Here is a 17,596-nt window from a genome sequence, read left to right on the forward strand (position 1 = left end):
CCGGCGAATTCCAGGGGAAAGTCCACACCGTTCACAGCTGCACCGCCTCGTAGAGTTTGCCGATCTCGTCGCGGCCGAGCACCCGCAGCGTGCCGGGACGCTGGTCGCCCAGTGCCACCGGGCCGAGGTGGGTGCGCACCAGCCGGATCACCGGGTGGCCGACCTCGTCGAGCAGCCTACGCACGATGTGCTTACGGCCTTCGTGCAACACGAGCTTCACCAGCGACCGGCCCTGGTAGGCCTCGAGCACCATGAACTTGTCGACCTTGGCGGGCCCGTCCTCGAGCTCGACACCTTCGCGCAAGCGCTTGCCGACCAAGCGGTAGTTCACTTCGCCGTCGACGGTGGCCAAGTAGGTCTTGGGAACTTCGAACGAAGGGTGCATCAGTCGATGCGCCATCTCTCCGTCATTGGTGACCAGCAGCAGACCCTCGGTGTCGGCATCGAGACGGCCGACGTGGAACAGTCGCTGACCAGCGGCGATCCGCTCGGCGATGATATCGCCGACGCAGGGGCGCCCCAGGTCGTCGGACATGGTGGACTGCCAGCCCCTGGGCTTGTTCAGCACCAGGTGCACCAGTTCGTCGCGGACCACCACACGGGTGCCGTCGACGCGCACGACCGCGTTCTCGGCGTCGATGCGCAGACCCTGCTCACGCACGATCTTGCCGTCGACCTCGACGCGACCGGCCGCGATCATCTCCTCGGCGGCGCGACGCGAAGCCACACCCGCCTTGGCGAGCACCTTCTGCAACCGTTCGCCTTCGCCCCATGGCAGCTTCTTGGGGCCCTCGGTGGCGTCGGAGTGCTGGTGGCGCGCAGGCCTGGCGTTGTTCAGGATCGTCGGAGCGACGACCTTCTTCTGCGGCTTCGTGGACTTCTTGCGAGCCGCGAAGGCCTGTGTTCCGGCCGAAGCGCCGCTGCGCTGACCGGCCGTGCCACCACGCTGTCCGCGATCGGCGTCACCACGCGGGTAGCCGCCACCGCTGGAGGCGCCGGCGCCGCGACGATCATCACGCTGACCTCCGCCTGCGGGGCCACCACGACGGTCGTCACGCTGGTAACCACCGGCAGACGGACCACGGCGGTCGCCACCGGCCGGGGCGCTGCGACGGTCATCGCGCTGGTAACCGCCGGTGGAGCCACCACGGCGGCCGCCGGACTCGGCGTCACGCTGGTAGCTGCCCGCGGACCGGGCTGCTGTCTGATTGCCGCGCTGGAAGCCACCCGCGCCGGTGCCGCGGCGGCCGGGAGCCCCTGCGCGGGAGCCACCCTGCCCGGTACGCGCACCCTCGCCACGGTTGCCCGCGGTTCGATTCGCGCCACTTCGGGGCTGGTCGCTGCGATTTCTTCGATCCGGTGTGCCATCTCGGCGAGCGGAATTATTCATCTGTCCTGTCAATCGTCGGTGCCGAGATCCATATCGGACTCGGCGGGTTTCTTCAGCCTGGTGAACCGGGGATCGGTTTCCAGGCTCTCGCTGATCTCGTCGATCAGATCGACGCCGGGAAGCAGCGGCGCCAGCAGTGGCAGGTCGCCGAGAGAGGCGAGCCCGATCCGTTCGAGGAACAACTCGGTGGTGCGGTACAGCGTGCCGTTGGTTTCGGGGTCCTGACCCGCTTCCGCGATCAAGCCTCTGGCCAGCAGCGTGCGCATCACTCCGTCGACGTTCACCCCTCGGACCGCGCTGACCCGCATGCGGGTCACCGGCTGGCGATAGGCCACTACCGCCAAGGTTTCCAAGGCGGCCCGGGTCAGCTTCGTCCGGGCCCCGTCGAGCAGTACCCGCTCGACATAGGGCGCGTACTCCTGTCGAGTATAGAAGCGCCATCCGTCACCGACGAAACGCAGGTCGATACCACTGCCCCGCGCGCTCAGTTCCGCCGACATCGCGCGCAGGACGGTTTCGACCCGCTCGCTGGTGTCGTCCAAGGCCGCTGCCAGCTGTTCTGTCGGTGCCGGGGCATCGACGACGAGCAGCATCGCCTCCAGCGCCGACCGCAGTTCGAGGTCGTCGAGTGGCTCGGAGGTGAATTCCGCCACTGCTTCCGTCATCCGTAATCCTCCTCGAAGGTCAACGCCGCTGCTTCCGCGTCCGGGTCGAGCTCGCCGAGCCAGCTGACAGCCAACGGCCCCAGCGGATCGGGTTGGTCGAAGGCGATGGTCTTACCGCGGTACAGCTCCAGCAACGCCAGGAACCGCGCCACGATTTCCACCGGGACTGTGCAGTCGACCACCAATTCGGCGAACGTTGTCCAGCCGCCCGGCCCGCGTTGCTTCAACAGGGCGAGCACCAGTTCGGTCTGCTCGGCGACCGAGATGGTGTGCATGTGCAGATGCCCGAGCCCGACCTCGGCGATCGGACGTGGCCGGAACGCCGCCGCCGCGATCTCGGCGAACGCGGCGATATCGACACCGATAGTCACCTCGGGCAGCAGCCCTTCGAACTGTTCCTCGAGTGCCACCGAGCGCGGATACCGGCGCAGGGCCGCGGCTTCCAGCTCGGCGAGCAGTTCGGCCACCTGCTTGAACGCGCGATACTGCAGCAATCGCGCGAACAGCAGGTCGCGCGCGTCGAGGAGTTCGAGATCGTCGGCGTCGGTCATCTCACCCGAGGGCAGCAGCCGAGCGGCCTTGAGGTCGAGCAAAGTGGCGGCGACGACGAGGAATTCGGTGGTCTGGTCGAGGATCTTGTCCGCGCGCAGTTTGGTGTTCTCGGCCAGCTCGGCGGTCAAGGCCTTGGTGTAGGCGATGAACTCGTCGGTGACCTGGTGCAGCGCGACTTCGGTGACATCGAGTTTGCGCGAACTGATCAACGTCAGCAGCAGATCGAACGGCCCCTCGAAATTGGTGAGCCGCAGATGAAAACCGGGTTTGCCCGCGGCCGGCACCGCGTCTTCGGGTACTGCTTGCACCGCAGGTGTAGCTCCGATCACCGGCCAGACCGGTGGATGACTTCCCTGGCCATCGCTCGATACGACTCGGCGCCGCCCGATTTCGGCGACCAGGTGGTGATCGGCTCGCCCGCGACGCTGGCGTCGGGGAAGCGCACGGTGCGCGAGATGGCGGTGTCGTAGACCAGGTCGCCGAACACCTCGACCACCCGCGACATCACCTGACGCGAATGCAGCAGGCGCGCATCGAACATGGTGACCACGATGCCGTAGAGGCTCAGCCGCGGGTTGAGACGGTCGCGCACCTTCTCGACGGTGTCGTTGAGCAACGCGAGCCCGCGCAGCGAGAAGTACTCGCATTCCATCGGAATGATCACGCCGTCGGAGCAGGCCAGCGCGTTGACCGTGAGCAGGCCGAGCGAGGGCTGGCAGTCGATGAGGATGTAGTCGTAGCGATCGCGCACGCTGTGCAGGGCGCGACCGAGCGACTGTTCGCGGCCGACCTCGTTCACGAGCTGGATCTCGGCGGCGGAGAGGTCGATGTTGCTGGGTAACAGATCCATGCCGTCGACCTTGGTGGTCTGCAGCACGTCGTCGACCCTGGCCTTGCCGCCGATCAGCAGGTCGTGCACGGTGAGTTCGAGATCGTGGTGTGCCACCCCGAGCCCGGCCGAGAGCGCACCCTGCGGGTCGAGATCCACGAGCAGCACCCGGCGACCGTACTCGGCCAGTGCCGCACCGAGATTGATGGTCGAGGTGGTCTTTCCGACCCCGCCCTTCTGGTTGCACATGGCGACGACGAGTGCGTCGCCATGTCGCTGGACCTGGGGTGGGTCGGGTACCAGTCGCAGCGGGCGGCCGGTCGGGCCCATCTCGACGGCCTCGGCGACCTGTTCCGGTCCACCGTCCCACGGTGTTTCCGCTGTCGTCACGATCCGCTGCTCCTTATACGTTTTCCTTGCCGGTAACCCCTGTCGAGGGTAGCGAGGCCGATCGGGGACCGGCTCGCTTTCGTACGGTCCAACTCTGGGTAGACGCTACCGCTCGGACCCGTGAGGTACGGCATGGCAACGCCGGGCGTGTTCGCACGATACCTGCTCAGCGGGTATCGGAGGTGCCGGTTCACGTCGCGCGGGGGTGGGCCGTGGCCCACACTTCACGCAGCGTGCTCACCGTCACGAGCGTGTAGATCTGGGTGGTGGTCACCGAGGCATGGCCCAGCAGTTCCTGCACCACGCGCACATCGGCGCCGCCGTCGAGCAGGTGGGTCGCGAAGGAGTGGCGCAGGGTGTGCGGCGAGACCGTCGCCCCGATTCCGGCGCGTTCGGCGGCGGTCTGCAAGACCTGCCACGCGCTCTGCCGCGACAGTCTGCCGCCGCGGGCGTTGAGGAAAAGAGCTCCGCCGGAACCTTTTCCGCTCGCGGCGAGGGTGGGCCGACCGCGCACCAGATACGCGTCGACGGCCGCCAGAGCCGGACGGCCGATCGGAACGAGACGCTGCTTTCCGCCCTTGCCGTGCAGCACCACACAGCGTTGCTCGGCATCGATGTCGTCGACGTCGAGTCCCACCATTTCCGAAATGCGCGCGCCGGTGGAATAGAGCAGCTCCAGCAGCGCTCGGTCACGCAGTCCGCGCGGGCCACCGTCGGAACCCTCCGGTTCGCCACCCACCGATTCGAGCAGTCGCAGAACCTGGTCGTAGGGCAGCGCTTTGGGCAACCGGCGACCGGGCGCGGGGGGTTTCACCGCGTGCGCCACATCGGTATCGGTGATGCCCTCGGCGGCGGCGAACCGGTGCAGCCCGCGGACCGCGATCAGCGCCCTCGCCACCGAACCCGCGGCCAGCGCGGGATGATCGGCGCCGCCGGCGCGCAACGCCATGGTGAATTCGGCGACATCGCCCTGGGCCACCGCACCCAACGATGCGACACCGCGCCCGGTCAAGAAACTCCGGTAGCGAGCGAGGTCGCGACGGTAGGCGCCGAGGGTGTTGCGCGCGGCTCCGCGCTCGACCGCGAGATGGTCGAGATAGGCGTCGATCTCCCGCTCGAGCACGCCGTGCCCTGTCTAGTCCCCGCCGACCGCGGTGGCGGGAAACGCTGCCGAAGCGCGGGCCGCTGACCTGCTCACGCGTGGTTACCGGGAGTCGGCGCCGACTGCGCCTCGGCGGCTTTGCGCCGCAGGAACCTCGTCGGCTGACCGGGCCACGGTGCGTCGGCAGCGCGCAACGCAACCCCGCTCACCCGGGCCGCCGCGTAGGCGAGCACTCCGGCGACCGCGGTCGCGTTCACGATCTGCCCCGCCAGCGCGGCGCGCACCGCCTCGTCGAGCGGCAGCCGCACCAGCTCGAGATCCGCTTCCTCGTGCTCGGGGTCGGGCCGGTCGGTGGCGCTGAGACCGGTCGCGAAGAACACACGCAGCGCCTCGTCGGTGAAACCCGGCGACAATGCCACATCCACCAGCACCGACCACTGCGCGGCGGCGAGGCCCGTCTCCTCGGCCAGCTCACGCTTGGCCGCGGTGAGCGGGTCCTCACCGTCGATATCGAGCAGCCCGGCGGGCAGCTCCAGCAGCCGGGTGCCGATCGGATGCCGGTACTGCCGGATCAGCACCACGTTGCCGTCGTCGTCGAGCGCGAGCACCGCGACAGCACCGTGGTGCTCGATCACCTCGCGCTCGGCGACCCGGCCGTCCGGCATCCTGACCTGATCCTGGCGCAGGGCCAGGATCGCGCCGCTGTAGAGCACCCGGCTCGACACCGTCTCGAAGTCGTGACTACCGGGCTCGCTCATGCGTTCCTATCGCCGATATTCCTAGGCTTCCGCGGTCTGCTCCGCGAGCTCTTCCTCCGGGAAGTCTACGGGAAGGCGTTCGGCCAGTTTGTATTTCAACGCGGCGTTGATCAGCGCCGCGAACAGCGGATGCGGCCGGGTGGGACGGCTCTTGAGCTCCGGATGCGCCTGAGTGGCGACGAAGAACGGATGCACCGAGGCCGGGTACTCGACGAACTCCACGAGGTGCCCGTCGGGCGAGGTGCCGGAGAAGACCAGCCCGCTCTTGGCGATGGCGTCACGGTAGGAGTTGTTCACCTCGAACCGGTGCCGGTGCCGCTCGGACACGTTCTCGGTGCCGTACGCCTGCGCGACGACCGAGCCCTTCTTCAATGTGGCGGGGTAGGCGCCCAGTCGCATGGTGCCGCCCAGATCGGCTTCGCCGGCGACCACGTCTTCCTGGTCGGCCATGGTCGAGATGACCGGGTTCTTGGTCCCGGGCTCGAACTCGGCCGAGTTCGCGTCGGCGATACCGACCGACCGCGCCGCCTCGATGACCACGCACTGCAAACCGAGGCACAGACCGAGCAGCGGGATACCGCGGCGACGGGCGTAGCCGATCGCCCCGAGCTTGCCCTCGATGCCGCGGATGCCGAACCCACCGGGGATCAGCACGGCGTCGACATCACGCAGCGCCGCCTGGGCACCGGCCTCGGTCTCGCACTCGTCCGAGGGCACCCAGCGGATGTTCACCTTGGCGCGGTGGGCGAAACCGCCCGCGCGCAGCGCCTCGGTCACCGACAGGTAAGCGTCCGGCAGATCGACGTACTTGCCGACCAGCGCCACCTCGACGGTCTCGCGCGGGCTGTGCACGCGATCGAGCAGATCGCCCCACACCTTCCAGTCCACATCGCGGAACGGCAGCCCCAGCTTGCGCACCACATAGGCGTCGAGGCCCTCGCTGTGCAGCACCTTCGGGATGTCGTAGATCGACGGCGCGTCCGGCGTGGAGATGCACGCCTCCACATCGACGTCGCACATCAGCGCGATCTTGTTCTTGAGACCCTGCGGGACCTCGCGGTCGCATCGCAGGATCAGCGCGTCGGGCTGGATACCGATGTTGCGCAGCGCGGCCACCGAATGCTGCGTCGGCTTGGTCTTGAGCTCACCCGAGGGCGCCAGGTACGGCACCAGCGACACATGCAGGAAGAACACGTTGTCGCGACCCACGTCGTGACGAATCTGGCGGGCCGCCTCGAGGAACGGCTGCGACTCGATGTCACCGACGGTGCCACCGATCTCGGTGATCACCACATCCGGCACATGCCCCTCGAGATCGGGACCCTGCATCGCCAGGATGCGGCTCTTGATCTCGTCGGTGATATGCGGAATGACCTGCACCGTATCGCCCAGATACTCGCCGCGACGCTCCTTGGCGATCACCGTCGAATAGATCTGGCCGGTGGTCACGTTCGCGTCCATCGTGAGATCGCGATCGAGGAAACGTTCGTAGTGACCCACGTCCAGGTCGGTCTCGGCGCCGTCTTCGGTGACGAACACCTCGCCGTGCTGGAACGGGTTCATGGTGCCCGGATCGACATTGAGATACGGGTCGAGCTTCTGCATCGTCACCCGCATACCGCGCGCGGTCAGGAGCTGACCGAGGCTGGAGGCGGTGAGACCCTTACCCAATGAGGAGGCGACGCCACCGCTCACGAAGATGTGCTTGGTGGCACTTTTAGCCTGATTCCGTTGATGACCCACGGACCACCACTGTACCGCTAGTGCGTCTCTCCGCGTATTTTGCCGGTCGTTAGCGGGCGGCGTGTTGGGTTCGCGGGCCTGCGGAGAGGCGCTGATCGACCTCTGAGCCTGCCCGAGAAGTTACCCTGAGTTCTCGCCGAGCGGATCACCGCTGGTCCCGGCGCCGACAGCACCGGGCGAGCTGTGGCCGAATGCCATCGAATTGTCAAAAATTCGGCTGACGTGCACATTCCGCCGCACTGACGACAACTGCCGTCTACCTCCCCGATCAACTGTGGTGGCTCGAGGGCCGGGCGCGAAGACGGGCGGACGGTTCCGGCGGACAGACGGGTGAGGTGTGTTGGGTTCCATACCCGAGTTGGACCCGGTGAGGGGGTGACGCACCGCGCAGTGCGTCACCCTTCGGCATCTCGATCGATGGCGGTGAGATGCTCCGTCAACGGGGCATGGCTACCAGAGTCAGTGAGGTCGCCGTCGGGCCTGTTCCGTAGCGGCCGGCGCCGCCGGCGAGTTGTTCGGTCAGCGCGAGTGTAGTTGTTACTCGGCCTATTTCGCGGTCGATGTTGTCTACCGTCGTGACTGTTGTCGCGAGGGGCGCCTGGGCTCGGACGTTGGCGATGGGGGCGTTGCCTTCGGCGGCGCCCGCGCGGCCCGCGAGGACGGTACCCGCGGCGCGGGCGCGCAGGGCGGCGGTGAAGCGGGCGACAGTCGCGCCCTGGCCCGCGTCGGGTTCGACGCCGTTGCCGGTGATGACGACGGCTAGTTGCGCGGGTCGCGTCGGGGGGTCGGCGTAGGTGAGGAAGTCGCCGCCCCGAAGGGTTTCAAGGATCAGAGCCAGTTCCTCGGGAGTGCTGCGAGGGTGGTTGGTCGCCGGGTCCTGGAGTAGGGCCAGGCCGAGGAGATCGCCCGCGAGGCTGCCTTGGTCCACGGCGCCGGTGTTCAGTTGAGCGCCCGCGGGGACGATATTGGTCAGGGTGGAGCGCAGGCGGTCGCCCTCCCCCGCGTCGACGAAGGACTCCGTCAAGGCGATGCGGCCGGTCACTGTGGCGCCCGCTGTGAGCAGGGAATTGCTCACGCCGTCGATGTCGGCGGGGTCGGCATCGGGGGTCGTCAGGACGACGACGGTGCGATCGGCCAGGGTGCCGTTCAGGATGCGGGCCGCCGAGCCCGCGATGAACTGGTCGGCGGAGTCGAGGCGGGCGGTGAGGTGGGCGTTCTCCGCGCTCAGTTCGTCTACCTGCGTGTTCAGGTCGGTTTTGTCCGACCGGAGGCCCGAGATCATGTCGCCCGCGAGGGTGTGTGACCCGAGCACCACGCCGACCGCGAGTGCGAGGAAGATCGCCGCGATCGAGATGGCGTGTTGACGCAGTGAGATCACAGCAGACCACGCACCCACAGGACGAAGCTGTTCCAGTACTCGATCGCCCAGTTCAGCACCTCGGAACCGTTGTGCGAGGCCAGGATCACCACCACGATCGCCACCAGGGCGGCCAGCACCACCAGCGCCACCGCCGCGCCCGCGGATCGGTGCCGGTACAGGGTCGACACCGCGTTCGCGTCGACCAGCTTCGCGCCGACCTTCAATCGGGTCAGGAAGGTGGCCGGATTGCTGTCACGACGGCCACGATCGAAGAAGTCCTCGAGCGACGCGGGTGCGCCCGCCAGGACGATCATCGACGCGCCGTGATGGTCGGCCAGCATCAACGCGAGATCGGTCGGCGAACCCGACGACGGGAACGTCGTGGCGCCGATACCGAGGTCCTGGATGCGCTCGAGGCCCTTGGCATGGCCGTCGGTGTCGGCGGGCAGGATCATCTCGGCACCGGATTTCAATGTCGCCGTGCTGATCTCGTCGGGATCACCGACGATCAGGTCGGGCGTGTACTTGAGCTTGCGCAAGGTGTCGGCGCCGCTGCCCACACCGATCAGAATCGGCGCGTACTCCTTGATGAACGGCTTGAGCCGCTGCAATTCCGCCAGATGGCCCGAACCGTCGGCGATCACGACCACGTGCCGGTTACGCATGTCCAGCTCGATATCGGGCACGCCGACACCATCGATCAGCAGTGCGCTCTCGGTGCGCACGAATTCGGTGGTGTTGCCCGCGAACGCGTCGAGATGATCGGCGAGGCCGTTGCGTGCCTCGATCATCCGGTCGGCGATGGTCGACTCGTCGAACTCGATGCCCTCGACCAGGACTTCGGGTTCCTTCTTGGTGAGCCTGTCGGCGTAGACGATGCCGCCGTCGATGCGGACCTTGGCCCCGTCCTTGATCCTGCCGAACGCGTCGGAGGACACCGTGTCCATCAGCACGATCCCGCTGGCCACCAACACTTCCGGGCCCAGATTCGGGTACCTGCCGGAAATCGACGGCGAGGTGTTGATCACCGCGAGCACCCCCGCCTCGACCAACCGATCGGCGGTGTGGCGGTCCAGGTCGGTCTCGTCGAGGACGACCACGTCCCCGGGACCGACGCGCCGCAGCAATCGTCCGGTATCGCGATCCACCCGGGCGATCCCGGCGACACCGGGCAGCGTTTCCGTGTTCCGTGACAACAGCGCCGGCATCTTCATGAGGCCGATGATGAAGCCAAACCCTCAACCTTTGGTGGAGGCGCGCCGGTCGGAGCCCGGGTGACGACTACCCGTATGCTCCGGGTCACAGACATTTCGGACAGGAGACACATCCATGCCACGTAGCACCGTCGAAACGGTCTTCGACGCACCTCGCGACATCGTCTACCGCCTCTTCACCGAGCGTGACAGCCTCAGCCCGTACCTGCCGATCCAGATCAAGCTCGTCACAGCGGGCGATCCGGCCTCGGGCGTCGGCGCCCAGTACCTGCTCGGCATCGGCAAGGTCGGCATCACCGAGGAGACCACCGCCCTGGTTCCCGGCGAGCGGATGGAATACAAGATCGTCAAGGGTGCGCCGGTCAAGCGTCATATCGGCACGGTCGACTTCGCCGACACCGCCGATGGCCGCACCAAGGTGGTGTACACAATGGAGTCCGAGCCGTCGCTGCCTGTGCCCGCCTCGGCGCTCGAGTTCGGCCTGCGTCAGCTGATCAACCAGTTCCTCGGCGGCGTGCGCAAAGCCCTGCGGTAATTCCGGAGCGCCGGAGCGCCCGAGTTCGCGCGCCCCTTGTGTTCCGTCGATCAGGTGCTGCTCGCTCCTTCGTCGCCTACAGCACCTGATCGACTAAGCCGGGGCTCGTTCGGCCCTTGCGGTTTCCAGGAGTTCTTCCGCGTGCGCGCGGCCGGTCTCGGTGTCATCGAGGCCCGCGAGCATGCGGGCCAGTTCCACCACTCGTTCGTCGTCGGTCAAGGTGCGAACGCCGCTGTCCACCTTGCCTTTTCCATCATCGGACTTGTTCACCACCAGATGGGTGTCGGCGAAGGCCGCTACCTGGGGCAGGTGAGTGACGACGATGACCTGGTGGGTGCGGGCCAGGCGCGCCAGGCGCTTGCCGATCTCCACCGCGGCCCGGCCGCCGACACCCGCGTCGACCTCGTCGAACACCATGGTCGCGCCGTGATCGGAACCGGCGAGCACCACTTCCAGGGCCAGCATCACCCGCGAGAGTTCGCCGCCGGACGCGCTTTTGCTCAGTGGCAGCGACTGGGCCCCGGAGTGCGCGGAGAGCCGGAATTCGACTTCGTCGCACCCGTTCGACCCCGCGTGCAGGTGCGCGCCGTCGACATCGAGCGGCGCCGAATCCTGCGGGCCTGCCTGCAGCGGGCGGACCTGGACTTCCAGGCGCGCCTTCCCCATCGCGAGCCCACCGAGTTCGGTACTCACCGCGCTCGCCAGCTTGCCCGCCGACTTGGCGCGCGCGGCGCTGAGTTTGCGCGCCGCCTCGCGCACCTTGCCCGCGGCCGTCTCGACCTCACCGGCCAGCTTGGCCAGCGCGTCCTCGGACACATCGAGCGAGTCGAGGCGCGAGCGCGACTCCTCGGCCCACGCGATCACACCGTCGATGTCGGATGCGTATTTGCGGGTCAGCGATTTGAGCTCGGCCTGACGGGTGAGCATCGTGTCCAGCGCGCTGGGATCGGACGGCAATTCCGACAGATAGCTGCTGAGTTCGGTGGTCACGTCGACCACCACCGCGATCGCCTCACCGAGCCGCGGAGCCAGCGCGGCCAGGGCCGGGTCGTCGGCGGAATCCAGTCGGGCGCGGGCACCGCCGAGCAGATCGAGCACGCCGCCACCGTCGGCCGGTGCGTCGGTCGGGCCCGAGAGTGACTCGTGCGCGGCGACGCCCGCCTCGCGCAGCGAATCGAGGTCGCTGAGCCTGCGGATCTCGGCCACCAGGCGGGTGTCCTCACCGGGTTCGGGCGCGATGCCGTCGATCTCGGTGAGCGAGTGCTTGAGCCGGTCGGCTTCCAGCGCCAATTCCCTACTGCGCGCGGTGCGTTCGAGCAGCTCGGTTCGCGCGTCCAGCCAGGACCGACGATGCACCTGGTATTTGCGCAGGAGTCCGGCGACGCCGTCGCCGGCGAACTGGTCCAGTGCCGACAGTTGCTGTTCGGGCCGCTGCAACCGCAATTGGTCGTTCTGGCCGTGCACGGTCAGCAGCCGGGAGGTGAACTCACCGAGCACCGCCGCGGGCACCCCGCGCCCGCCGAGATGCGCGCGCGAACGCCCGTCGCTGTTGACGGTGCGGACCGCGATCACGCTGCCGTCCTCGTCGGCCTCGGCGCCCGCCGATTCCAGCACCTCACCGACCGCCGCGCGTGCCGCGTCGTTCACGTCGTCGACGACGAAACGGCCCTCCACCACGGCTTTCGCCGCGCCCAGGCGCACCCGTCCCGCGTCGGCGCGCGCACCGCTGAGCAGATGCAAGCTGGTGACCACCATGGTCTTGCCCGCACCGGTCTCACCGGTGAGCACGGTCAGACCGGCATGGAACTGCGCGGTGGCCGTCGAGATGACACCGAGTCCGTCAATCCTGATCTCTGTCAGCATCAGTGCTCTTCCGTTCGCTGTCTGCCCCGCCAGCCGGTGACCGGCAGTTGGAACTTGCGCACCATCCGGTCGGCGAAGGGCGCCGAATCCAGCCGTACCCAGCGCACCGGATGTTCGCCGCGCACCACTTCGGCACGGCCACCACGCGGCAACGCGAGGGTTCGCCTGCCGTCGAGGAACACGATCGCATCGTGCCCGGTCGCCACGGTTTCCACCGCGATCCGCGAATCCGGGCTGGTCACCAGTGGCCGCGCGAACAACGCGTGCGCATTGCTCGGAATCACCAGCATCGCCTCGACTTCGGGCCATACCACCGGCCCACCCGCCGAGAACGCGTAGGCGGTCGACCCGGTGGGGGTGGAGATGAGGATGCCGTCGCAGCCGAACGCCGAGACCGGCCGCCCGTCCACTTCGAGCACCACTTCCAGGACACCCATCCGCTGGGCGTTCTCGAGACTGGCCTCGTTGAGCGCCCAGCCACGTTCGACGATCGTGTCGTCCACGCGCACGGTGACGTCGATGGTCATCCGGTTTTCCACCTGGTAGTCGCGATCGACCACCTGCGAGAGCGCCTCGTCGAGGTGCTCGGCCTCGGCTTCGGTGAGAAAACCGATGCGGCCCAGGTTGATTCCGAGCACGGGCACACCGGTGGGCCTGCCGAGTTCGGCCGCGCGCAAGAACGTGCCGTCACCGCCGAGGGCGAGCACCATCTCGCAGCCCTGGGCCGCGGACGGGCTGTGCGGCACCACCCGCACCGGATATCCGGCTTCGTCCTCGAACCGGGTGCTGTCGGCCTCGTCGGCCAGCACCCGCAGACAGATCCCCGCTTCGGCGAAGATCTTCGCCACCCGGTGCGCGGTCTCGATGATCTCCGCGCGACCGGGATGGGCGACGAGCAGGATCTCCCTGCCGCCGGCATGCGTACTCACTGCGGACCCTCCTCGACAGCCTGCGCGACCAGCGACCGCACCTGCTCGGCGTCGTAGTCGAACGGACCGACCTTGCGCAACCACAGGAAGTACTCGACATTGCCCGACGGGCCCGGCAGCGGGCTGGCGACCACACCCAGGGTGCGCAGTCCGAGCGCGGCGGCGGCGGTCGCCACCTCACACACCACTTCGGTTCGCAGCGCCGGGTCACGCACCACACCACCCGAACCGACCCGGTCTTTGCCGACCTCGAACTGCGGCTTCACCATCGGCAGCAGATCGGCGCCGTCGCCAGCGCACGCCGCGAGCGCAGGCAGGACGAGCCCGAGCGAGATGAAGGACAGGTCACCGACAACGATTTCGACTGTGCCACTGATGGATTCGGGGGTGATGTTGCGCACGTTGGTGCGGTCGAACACGCGGACCCGGTCGTCGTTCTGCAACCGCCAGATCAGCTGGCCGTAGCCCACGTCGACCGCGACCACCTCACGCGCGCCCTTGTTGAGCAGCACGTCGGTGAACCCACCGGTCGACGCGCCCGCGTCCAGACACCGCTTACCCGCGAGGCCGAGCCCCTCGGGTTCGAACGCCGCGAGCGCGCCCAGCAGTTTGTGCGCGCCCCGCGAGGCCCACGACACCTCGTCGGGTTCTTCCCGCACGATCAGCGGGGTTCCCGTCTCCACCGCCGTCGCCGGTTTCACGGCGACGGTTCCGGCAATCAGGACGCGGCCCGCGCTGATCAGTTCGACCGCGTGTTCTCGCGATCGCGCCAATCCGCGGCGAACCAGTTCGGCGTCCACTCGCGCTCGTCTGGCCACCTCAGATCTTGTCCACTGTCGCCAGCGCGTCCACCAGTACGTCGTGCGCCTGCTCGAGGATGCGCGCACGGCGGGTGATGTCGGCACCGACCTCGGTGTTCTCCGCCGGACCGGCGACGGGACACGGGCCGAGTTCGGCGAGGAGCGCGTCGACCTCGGTCTTGATCCGGTACGGATCGGCCGGTTCCTGCTGCACCGGTGCGCCGGGCAGGTGAGCACCCGGCACGGGAATCCCGGGCCGGGGTGGCTGTGACGCGCCGTTCGGCGGTGAACTCGCAGTACTCATCGTGGCGTCAACGCTATCGGATTTCCGAATCGGCCGCGCGCACCCGTACCGCCCGGCCGGGATACTGTCGCAACAGTTCCGCTATGTCCGCCGGTGCGGCCGCCTCCGCCACGGTCTCGTTGTTGAGGGCGTCGAGGTCGGCGGCGATATAGGTCGGAATCCGGGCGGCGGGCGCGCCGATCACCTCATCGAGCGTGCTGACTCCGGTCAGCACCAGCAACGAGTCGAGACCCAGGCCGTTGGCGCCCTCGATATCGGTGTCGAGCCGGTCGCCGACGACCAGGGCGCGGCGGGTGCCCGCCCGGTCGATCGCGTCTTCCATCAGCGGCGCGTAGGGCTTGCCCGCTACGAGGGGCGCACGATCGGAGGCGGTCGCCAGGGCCGCGACCATCGAGCCGTTGCCGGGGGCGAGCCCGCGCTCGTTGGGCAGGGTGCGGTCGGCATTGGCGGCGATCCACAACGCATCGGCGCGCAAGGCGTAGGCGGCTTCGGCGAGATCGGGCCACGCGGTCGTCGGTGAGTGACCCTGCACGACTGCCGCCGGTGGGGTCTCGCCGAACCGGCGGATGGGCTCGAGGCCGACGGCCTTCACCTCGGCGGCCAGATCGTCGGTGCCGACGACGAGCACCCGGTCGCCGGGGCTCAGCCGTTCGGCCAGCATGCGGGCGGCGGCTTGCGCACTGGTCACCACATCGTCCGCGGTGGCCGGGTAGCCGAGCTCGTCCAGGTGGTGCGCCACGGCACCGGGACCACGTGCGGCGTTGTTGGTGACGTACACGAGCCGTTGTGCCGAATCACCGTTCGGGGCGAGCGCTTTGGGCGCACCTTCGATCACATCGGGTCCACGGTACAGCGTTCCGTCCAGGTCGAGCAGCAATGCCTCGTATCGATCGCGTAGCCGGTCCATCCACCCTCACTTCATCGTCTCTGCCGGGTCGGACATCTCTGCGACCCTAGGCGAAGGCACCGACAGCTTCGGTTCCCCTCGGCTGTCGAATAGCGCTCGCACTCTTCATGATCGAGCATGTGCCCTGTGTTTGTGCGCGATGTCCCCAGTTGTGGATGTCTCACCCAGCGCGTCGCGCACGCTCACCGGTGCACCAGCCCCCGGCTGCCGACCGAAGTAGGCCCTGCTCACGCAGCATGCTCGATTGCCCGCTCCACAGGAGGCCGGTCCACCGCCCGAGCAGACCGAGTACATCTGCGCCATACCCGAGTCGGCGATGCTCCGGTGAAACCATCCAGCAGACACCGCTGCGTATCCGACCTCCGGTGATACGCAAAAAGGCCGCGGGCCGGGAAGCCTGTGTGTTCCCGGGCCTGCGGCCTTTGTAGTTCTACTGCGCGTCGCCGGTGAGTTCGGTTGCCCGTTCCTCGGCGTCGGTTTCATCGTCGAGATCGGCGGCCGCGGCATTGAGGAACCACTGCAGGCCGTCCTCGGTACGGCCTGCCGCCACCAGCGCGTCGGCGTAGGCGTAGAACAGGCGCGCGGCGGCGGAGCCCGTGCGTGACGGGTCAAGATCGGAGGCCTGCAGCGTCACGACGGCCTGGTCGAACTGACCCAGATCCATCCGGGCGCCCGCGACGACCATCCGCAGCTCGGCGGCTTCGTCACCGGTGAGCGTCTGTGCTTCCTCGCTGCGACCGAGCTCGATGGCCCGTTCCGGCCTGCCGAGACCGCGCTCGCAGTCCGCCATCACCGCGAGCAACCCGGCGCCGCCCGACATGCGTCGTGCGGTCCGCAGCTCCGAGAGAGCCTCAGCCCATTCCTCGGCGTGGTAGGCCACCACACCGGCGGTCTCACGCACCACCGCGATGCGGCCCGCACGTTGCCGCGCGGCCCGAGCGTGTGCCAGTGCCAGGCGCGGGTCGTCCTCGAGCAACTCGACGGCCATCACCATGTGCCGGGCCACCGAATCGGCGTTGTTCTTGTCCAGGCTCAGCAGGTCGCGGCGCACGGCCGGATCCAGATCGGAAGCCTGCACGTCCTCGGGCAGATCGGGCTCTTCGGGCCGAGCCGCCCGGCGATCATCCGGCCGCCCGCCCGTCGTACGAGCACCTTCACCGCCACGACGACGGTCATCGCCGAAGTCACCCGACCGCGACGCACCACCGGACGCCGAGCCGCTGCGCGACCGGTCGTCACGGTCCGAACGGGCACCGCGATCCGCGAACCCACGCCGCTCGCCACGATCGGCGTCACCGCCGGCCCGATCCGAACCGCTGGAACGGTCGTCACGGTCGGTCCCCCGCGAGCGATCGTCGCGATCCGACTCGCCTCGGGCAACGCTGTCACGATCGGCGTTGCGCGGGCTCTCGTCGAACTCGGAATCGTCACGGTCTACGTCGATCGGGTCGCTACGGTCCGAGCCGCGATCGGCGGCACCGGACCGGCTGTCGAGATCCGCGTCGGCCCGAGAGCTGTCGCTATCGGACTCGTCGGCGTCACGGGGACGGTCACCTTCGCCGCCGTCGATGATCGCCTTGTCGTCGGTGTCGGCTACCCGCGCCGTGGCCGAGCTCGCGTTGTCTTCGGACTGCTCAGTGGACGCCACCGACTCGTCGGTGGCGAGCTTGTCGCTCGCCGCCGCGGAGGTGCCTGCCGACGCACCGGGCGTGGCCGTGCTGTCGTCATCGGTGATCGACTCGTCGATATCGGAGGCGGCCGCCGCCGAGACCACGCCGAGCACATCACTGTCGCGCTCACGACGCTTCTCGCGGTAGGTGCCGTCGAGCGGCTTGCCGTCCTCGCCGACGAACTTGCCCTGGCTGCCACCGGAGCGCGCGTCACGCTTGAAGCCGCCACGACCGCGGTCGTCGTCCCGCCTCTGCCCACGGTCATTGTCGTCGCGACGCTGGTAGCCGCCCCTACCGCTGTCGTCACGACGCGGGTATCCACCCTTGTCGTCACGCTTCTGGTAGCCGCCGCGATCGGAGCCACCGCGCGAACGGTCATCACTGTCGCTACGACGGAAGCCGCCACCTGGACGGTCGCTGCCGCCCTCGTTGCGACGGAATCCACCGCGATCGGAGCTGCCGCCACGGTCACTGCCGCGCGAACGGTCATCACCTTCGTTGCGACGGAAGCCGCCGCCGGAACCGCCGCGGGGGCGGTCGTCGTTGCTGCCGCGGTAGCCGCCGCGGTCACCGCCGCGATCGAAA

Annotated in this window: 16 protein-coding genes; 1 reads left to right on the forward strand and 15 read right to left on the reverse strand. The window is 68.3% G+C overall.

All coding sequences use genetic code 11. The annotated features are described in order from the left end of the window. Positions 1-31 precede the first annotated feature (31 nt). From ACFWFP_RS13810 to steA, 9 genes are all read right to left on the reverse strand, one after another. Positions 32-1,390, reverse strand: coding sequence for a pseudouridine synthase (locus ACFWFP_RS13810; protein WP_379295085.1), 1,359 nt, complete (start codon positions 1,388-1,390; stop codon positions 32-34). Between the two features lie 8 nt (positions 1,391-1,398). Next, positions 1,399-2,055 (reverse strand): SMC-Scp complex subunit ScpB, encoded by a 657-nt coding sequence (gene scpB, locus ACFWFP_RS13815; protein WP_101463266.1) that lies wholly within the window; start codon positions 2,053-2,055, stop codon positions 1,399-1,401. After that, on the reverse strand, positions 2,052-2,915 hold the full coding sequence (locus ACFWFP_RS13820) for a segregation and condensation protein A (protein ID WP_379295086.1): 864 nt from the start codon (positions 2,913-2,915) through the stop codon (positions 2,052-2,054). The genes scpB and ACFWFP_RS13820 overlap by 4 nt, the downstream gene beginning before the upstream one ends. Before the next feature lie 17 nt (positions 2,916-2,932). Beyond that, positions 2,933-3,766 carry a ParA family protein gene (locus ACFWFP_RS13825; RefSeq protein WP_379295140.1) on the reverse strand — a complete coding sequence of 278 codons (834 nt, stop codon included), beginning with the start codon at positions 3,764-3,766 and terminating at the stop codon, positions 2,933-2,935. Between the two features lie 250 nt (positions 3,767-4,016). Further along, positions 4,017-4,949, reverse strand: coding sequence for a site-specific tyrosine recombinase XerD (gene xerD / locus ACFWFP_RS13830; protein ID WP_379295087.1), 933 nt, complete (start codon positions 4,947-4,949; stop codon positions 4,017-4,019). Positions 4,950-5,020: 71 nt separating this feature from the next. Next, the gene (locus ACFWFP_RS13835) at positions 5,021-5,686 is read right to left on the reverse strand and encodes an NUDIX domain-containing protein (RefSeq protein WP_379295088.1); all 666 of its coding nucleotides are present in this window, start codon (positions 5,684-5,686) and stop codon (positions 5,021-5,023) included. A 21-nt stretch (positions 5,687-5,707) separates the two neighbouring features. Continuing rightward, positions 5,708-7,429: a CTP synthase gene (locus ACFWFP_RS13840; protein ID WP_379295089.1), complete on the reverse strand. Its 1,722-nt coding sequence runs from the start codon at positions 7,427-7,429 to the stop codon at positions 5,708-5,710. A 436-nt stretch (positions 7,430-7,865) separates the two neighbouring features. Next, positions 7,866-8,807, reverse strand: a complete 942-nt coding sequence (locus tag ACFWFP_RS13845) for a copper transporter (RefSeq protein WP_379295090.1) — start codon at positions 8,805-8,807, stop codon at positions 7,866-7,868. Beyond that, complete coding sequence (gene steA, locus ACFWFP_RS13850; RefSeq protein ID WP_379295091.1) at positions 8,804-10,003, reverse strand: putative cytokinetic ring protein SteA; 1,200 nt, start codon at positions 10,001-10,003, stop codon at positions 8,804-8,806. Before steA ends, ACFWFP_RS13845 begins: the two co-directional genes overlap by 4 nt. 115 nt (positions 10,004-10,118) lie before the next feature. On the opposite strand from steA, the gene ACFWFP_RS13855 reads away from it, so the two are divergent. Further along, positions 10,119-10,538: an SRPBCC family protein gene (locus ACFWFP_RS13855; protein WP_379295092.1), complete on the forward strand. Its 420-nt coding sequence runs from the start codon at positions 10,119-10,121 to the stop codon at positions 10,536-10,538. A 93-nt stretch (positions 10,539-10,631) separates the two neighbouring features. On the opposite strand, the gene recN is transcribed toward ACFWFP_RS13855, so the two are convergent. From recN to ACFWFP_RS13885, 6 genes are all read right to left on the reverse strand, one after another. Further along, positions 10,632-12,401: a DNA repair protein RecN gene (recN, locus tag ACFWFP_RS13860; protein ID WP_379295093.1), complete on the reverse strand. Its 1,770-nt coding sequence runs from the start codon at positions 12,399-12,401 to the stop codon at positions 10,632-10,634. After that, a complete protein-coding gene (locus tag ACFWFP_RS13865; RefSeq protein ID WP_379295094.1) occupies positions 12,401-13,330 on the reverse strand; it encodes an NAD kinase in 930 nt (309 codons plus the stop codon). The genes recN and ACFWFP_RS13865 overlap by 1 nt, the downstream gene beginning before the upstream one ends. After that, complete coding sequence (locus ACFWFP_RS13870; protein WP_379295095.1) at positions 13,327-14,148, reverse strand: TlyA family RNA methyltransferase; 822 nt, start codon at positions 14,146-14,148, stop codon at positions 13,327-13,329. Before ACFWFP_RS13870 ends, ACFWFP_RS13865 begins: the two co-directional genes overlap by 4 nt. Before the next feature lies 1 nt (position 14,149). Further along, positions 14,150-14,434, reverse strand: a complete 285-nt coding sequence (locus ACFWFP_RS13875; protein WP_379295096.1) for a hypothetical protein — start codon at positions 14,432-14,434, stop codon at positions 14,150-14,152. A 13-nt stretch (positions 14,435-14,447) separates the two neighbouring features. After that, entirely contained in the window at positions 14,448-15,341 is an 894-nt protein-coding gene (locus ACFWFP_RS13880; RefSeq protein ID WP_379295097.1) for an HAD-IIA family hydrolase, read from the reverse strand. A 430-nt stretch (positions 15,342-15,771) separates the two neighbouring features. Further along, positions 15,772-16,914: a hypothetical protein gene (locus ACFWFP_RS13885; RefSeq protein WP_379295141.1), complete on the reverse strand. Its 1,143-nt coding sequence runs from the start codon at positions 16,912-16,914 to the stop codon at positions 15,772-15,774. Positions 16,915-17,596: the final 682 nt, after the last annotated feature.

It is taken from the genome of Nocardia sp. NPDC060249 (assembly GCF_042728755.1).
Classification (GTDB): domain Bacteria; phylum Actinomycetota; class Actinomycetes; order Mycobacteriales; family Mycobacteriaceae; genus Nocardia.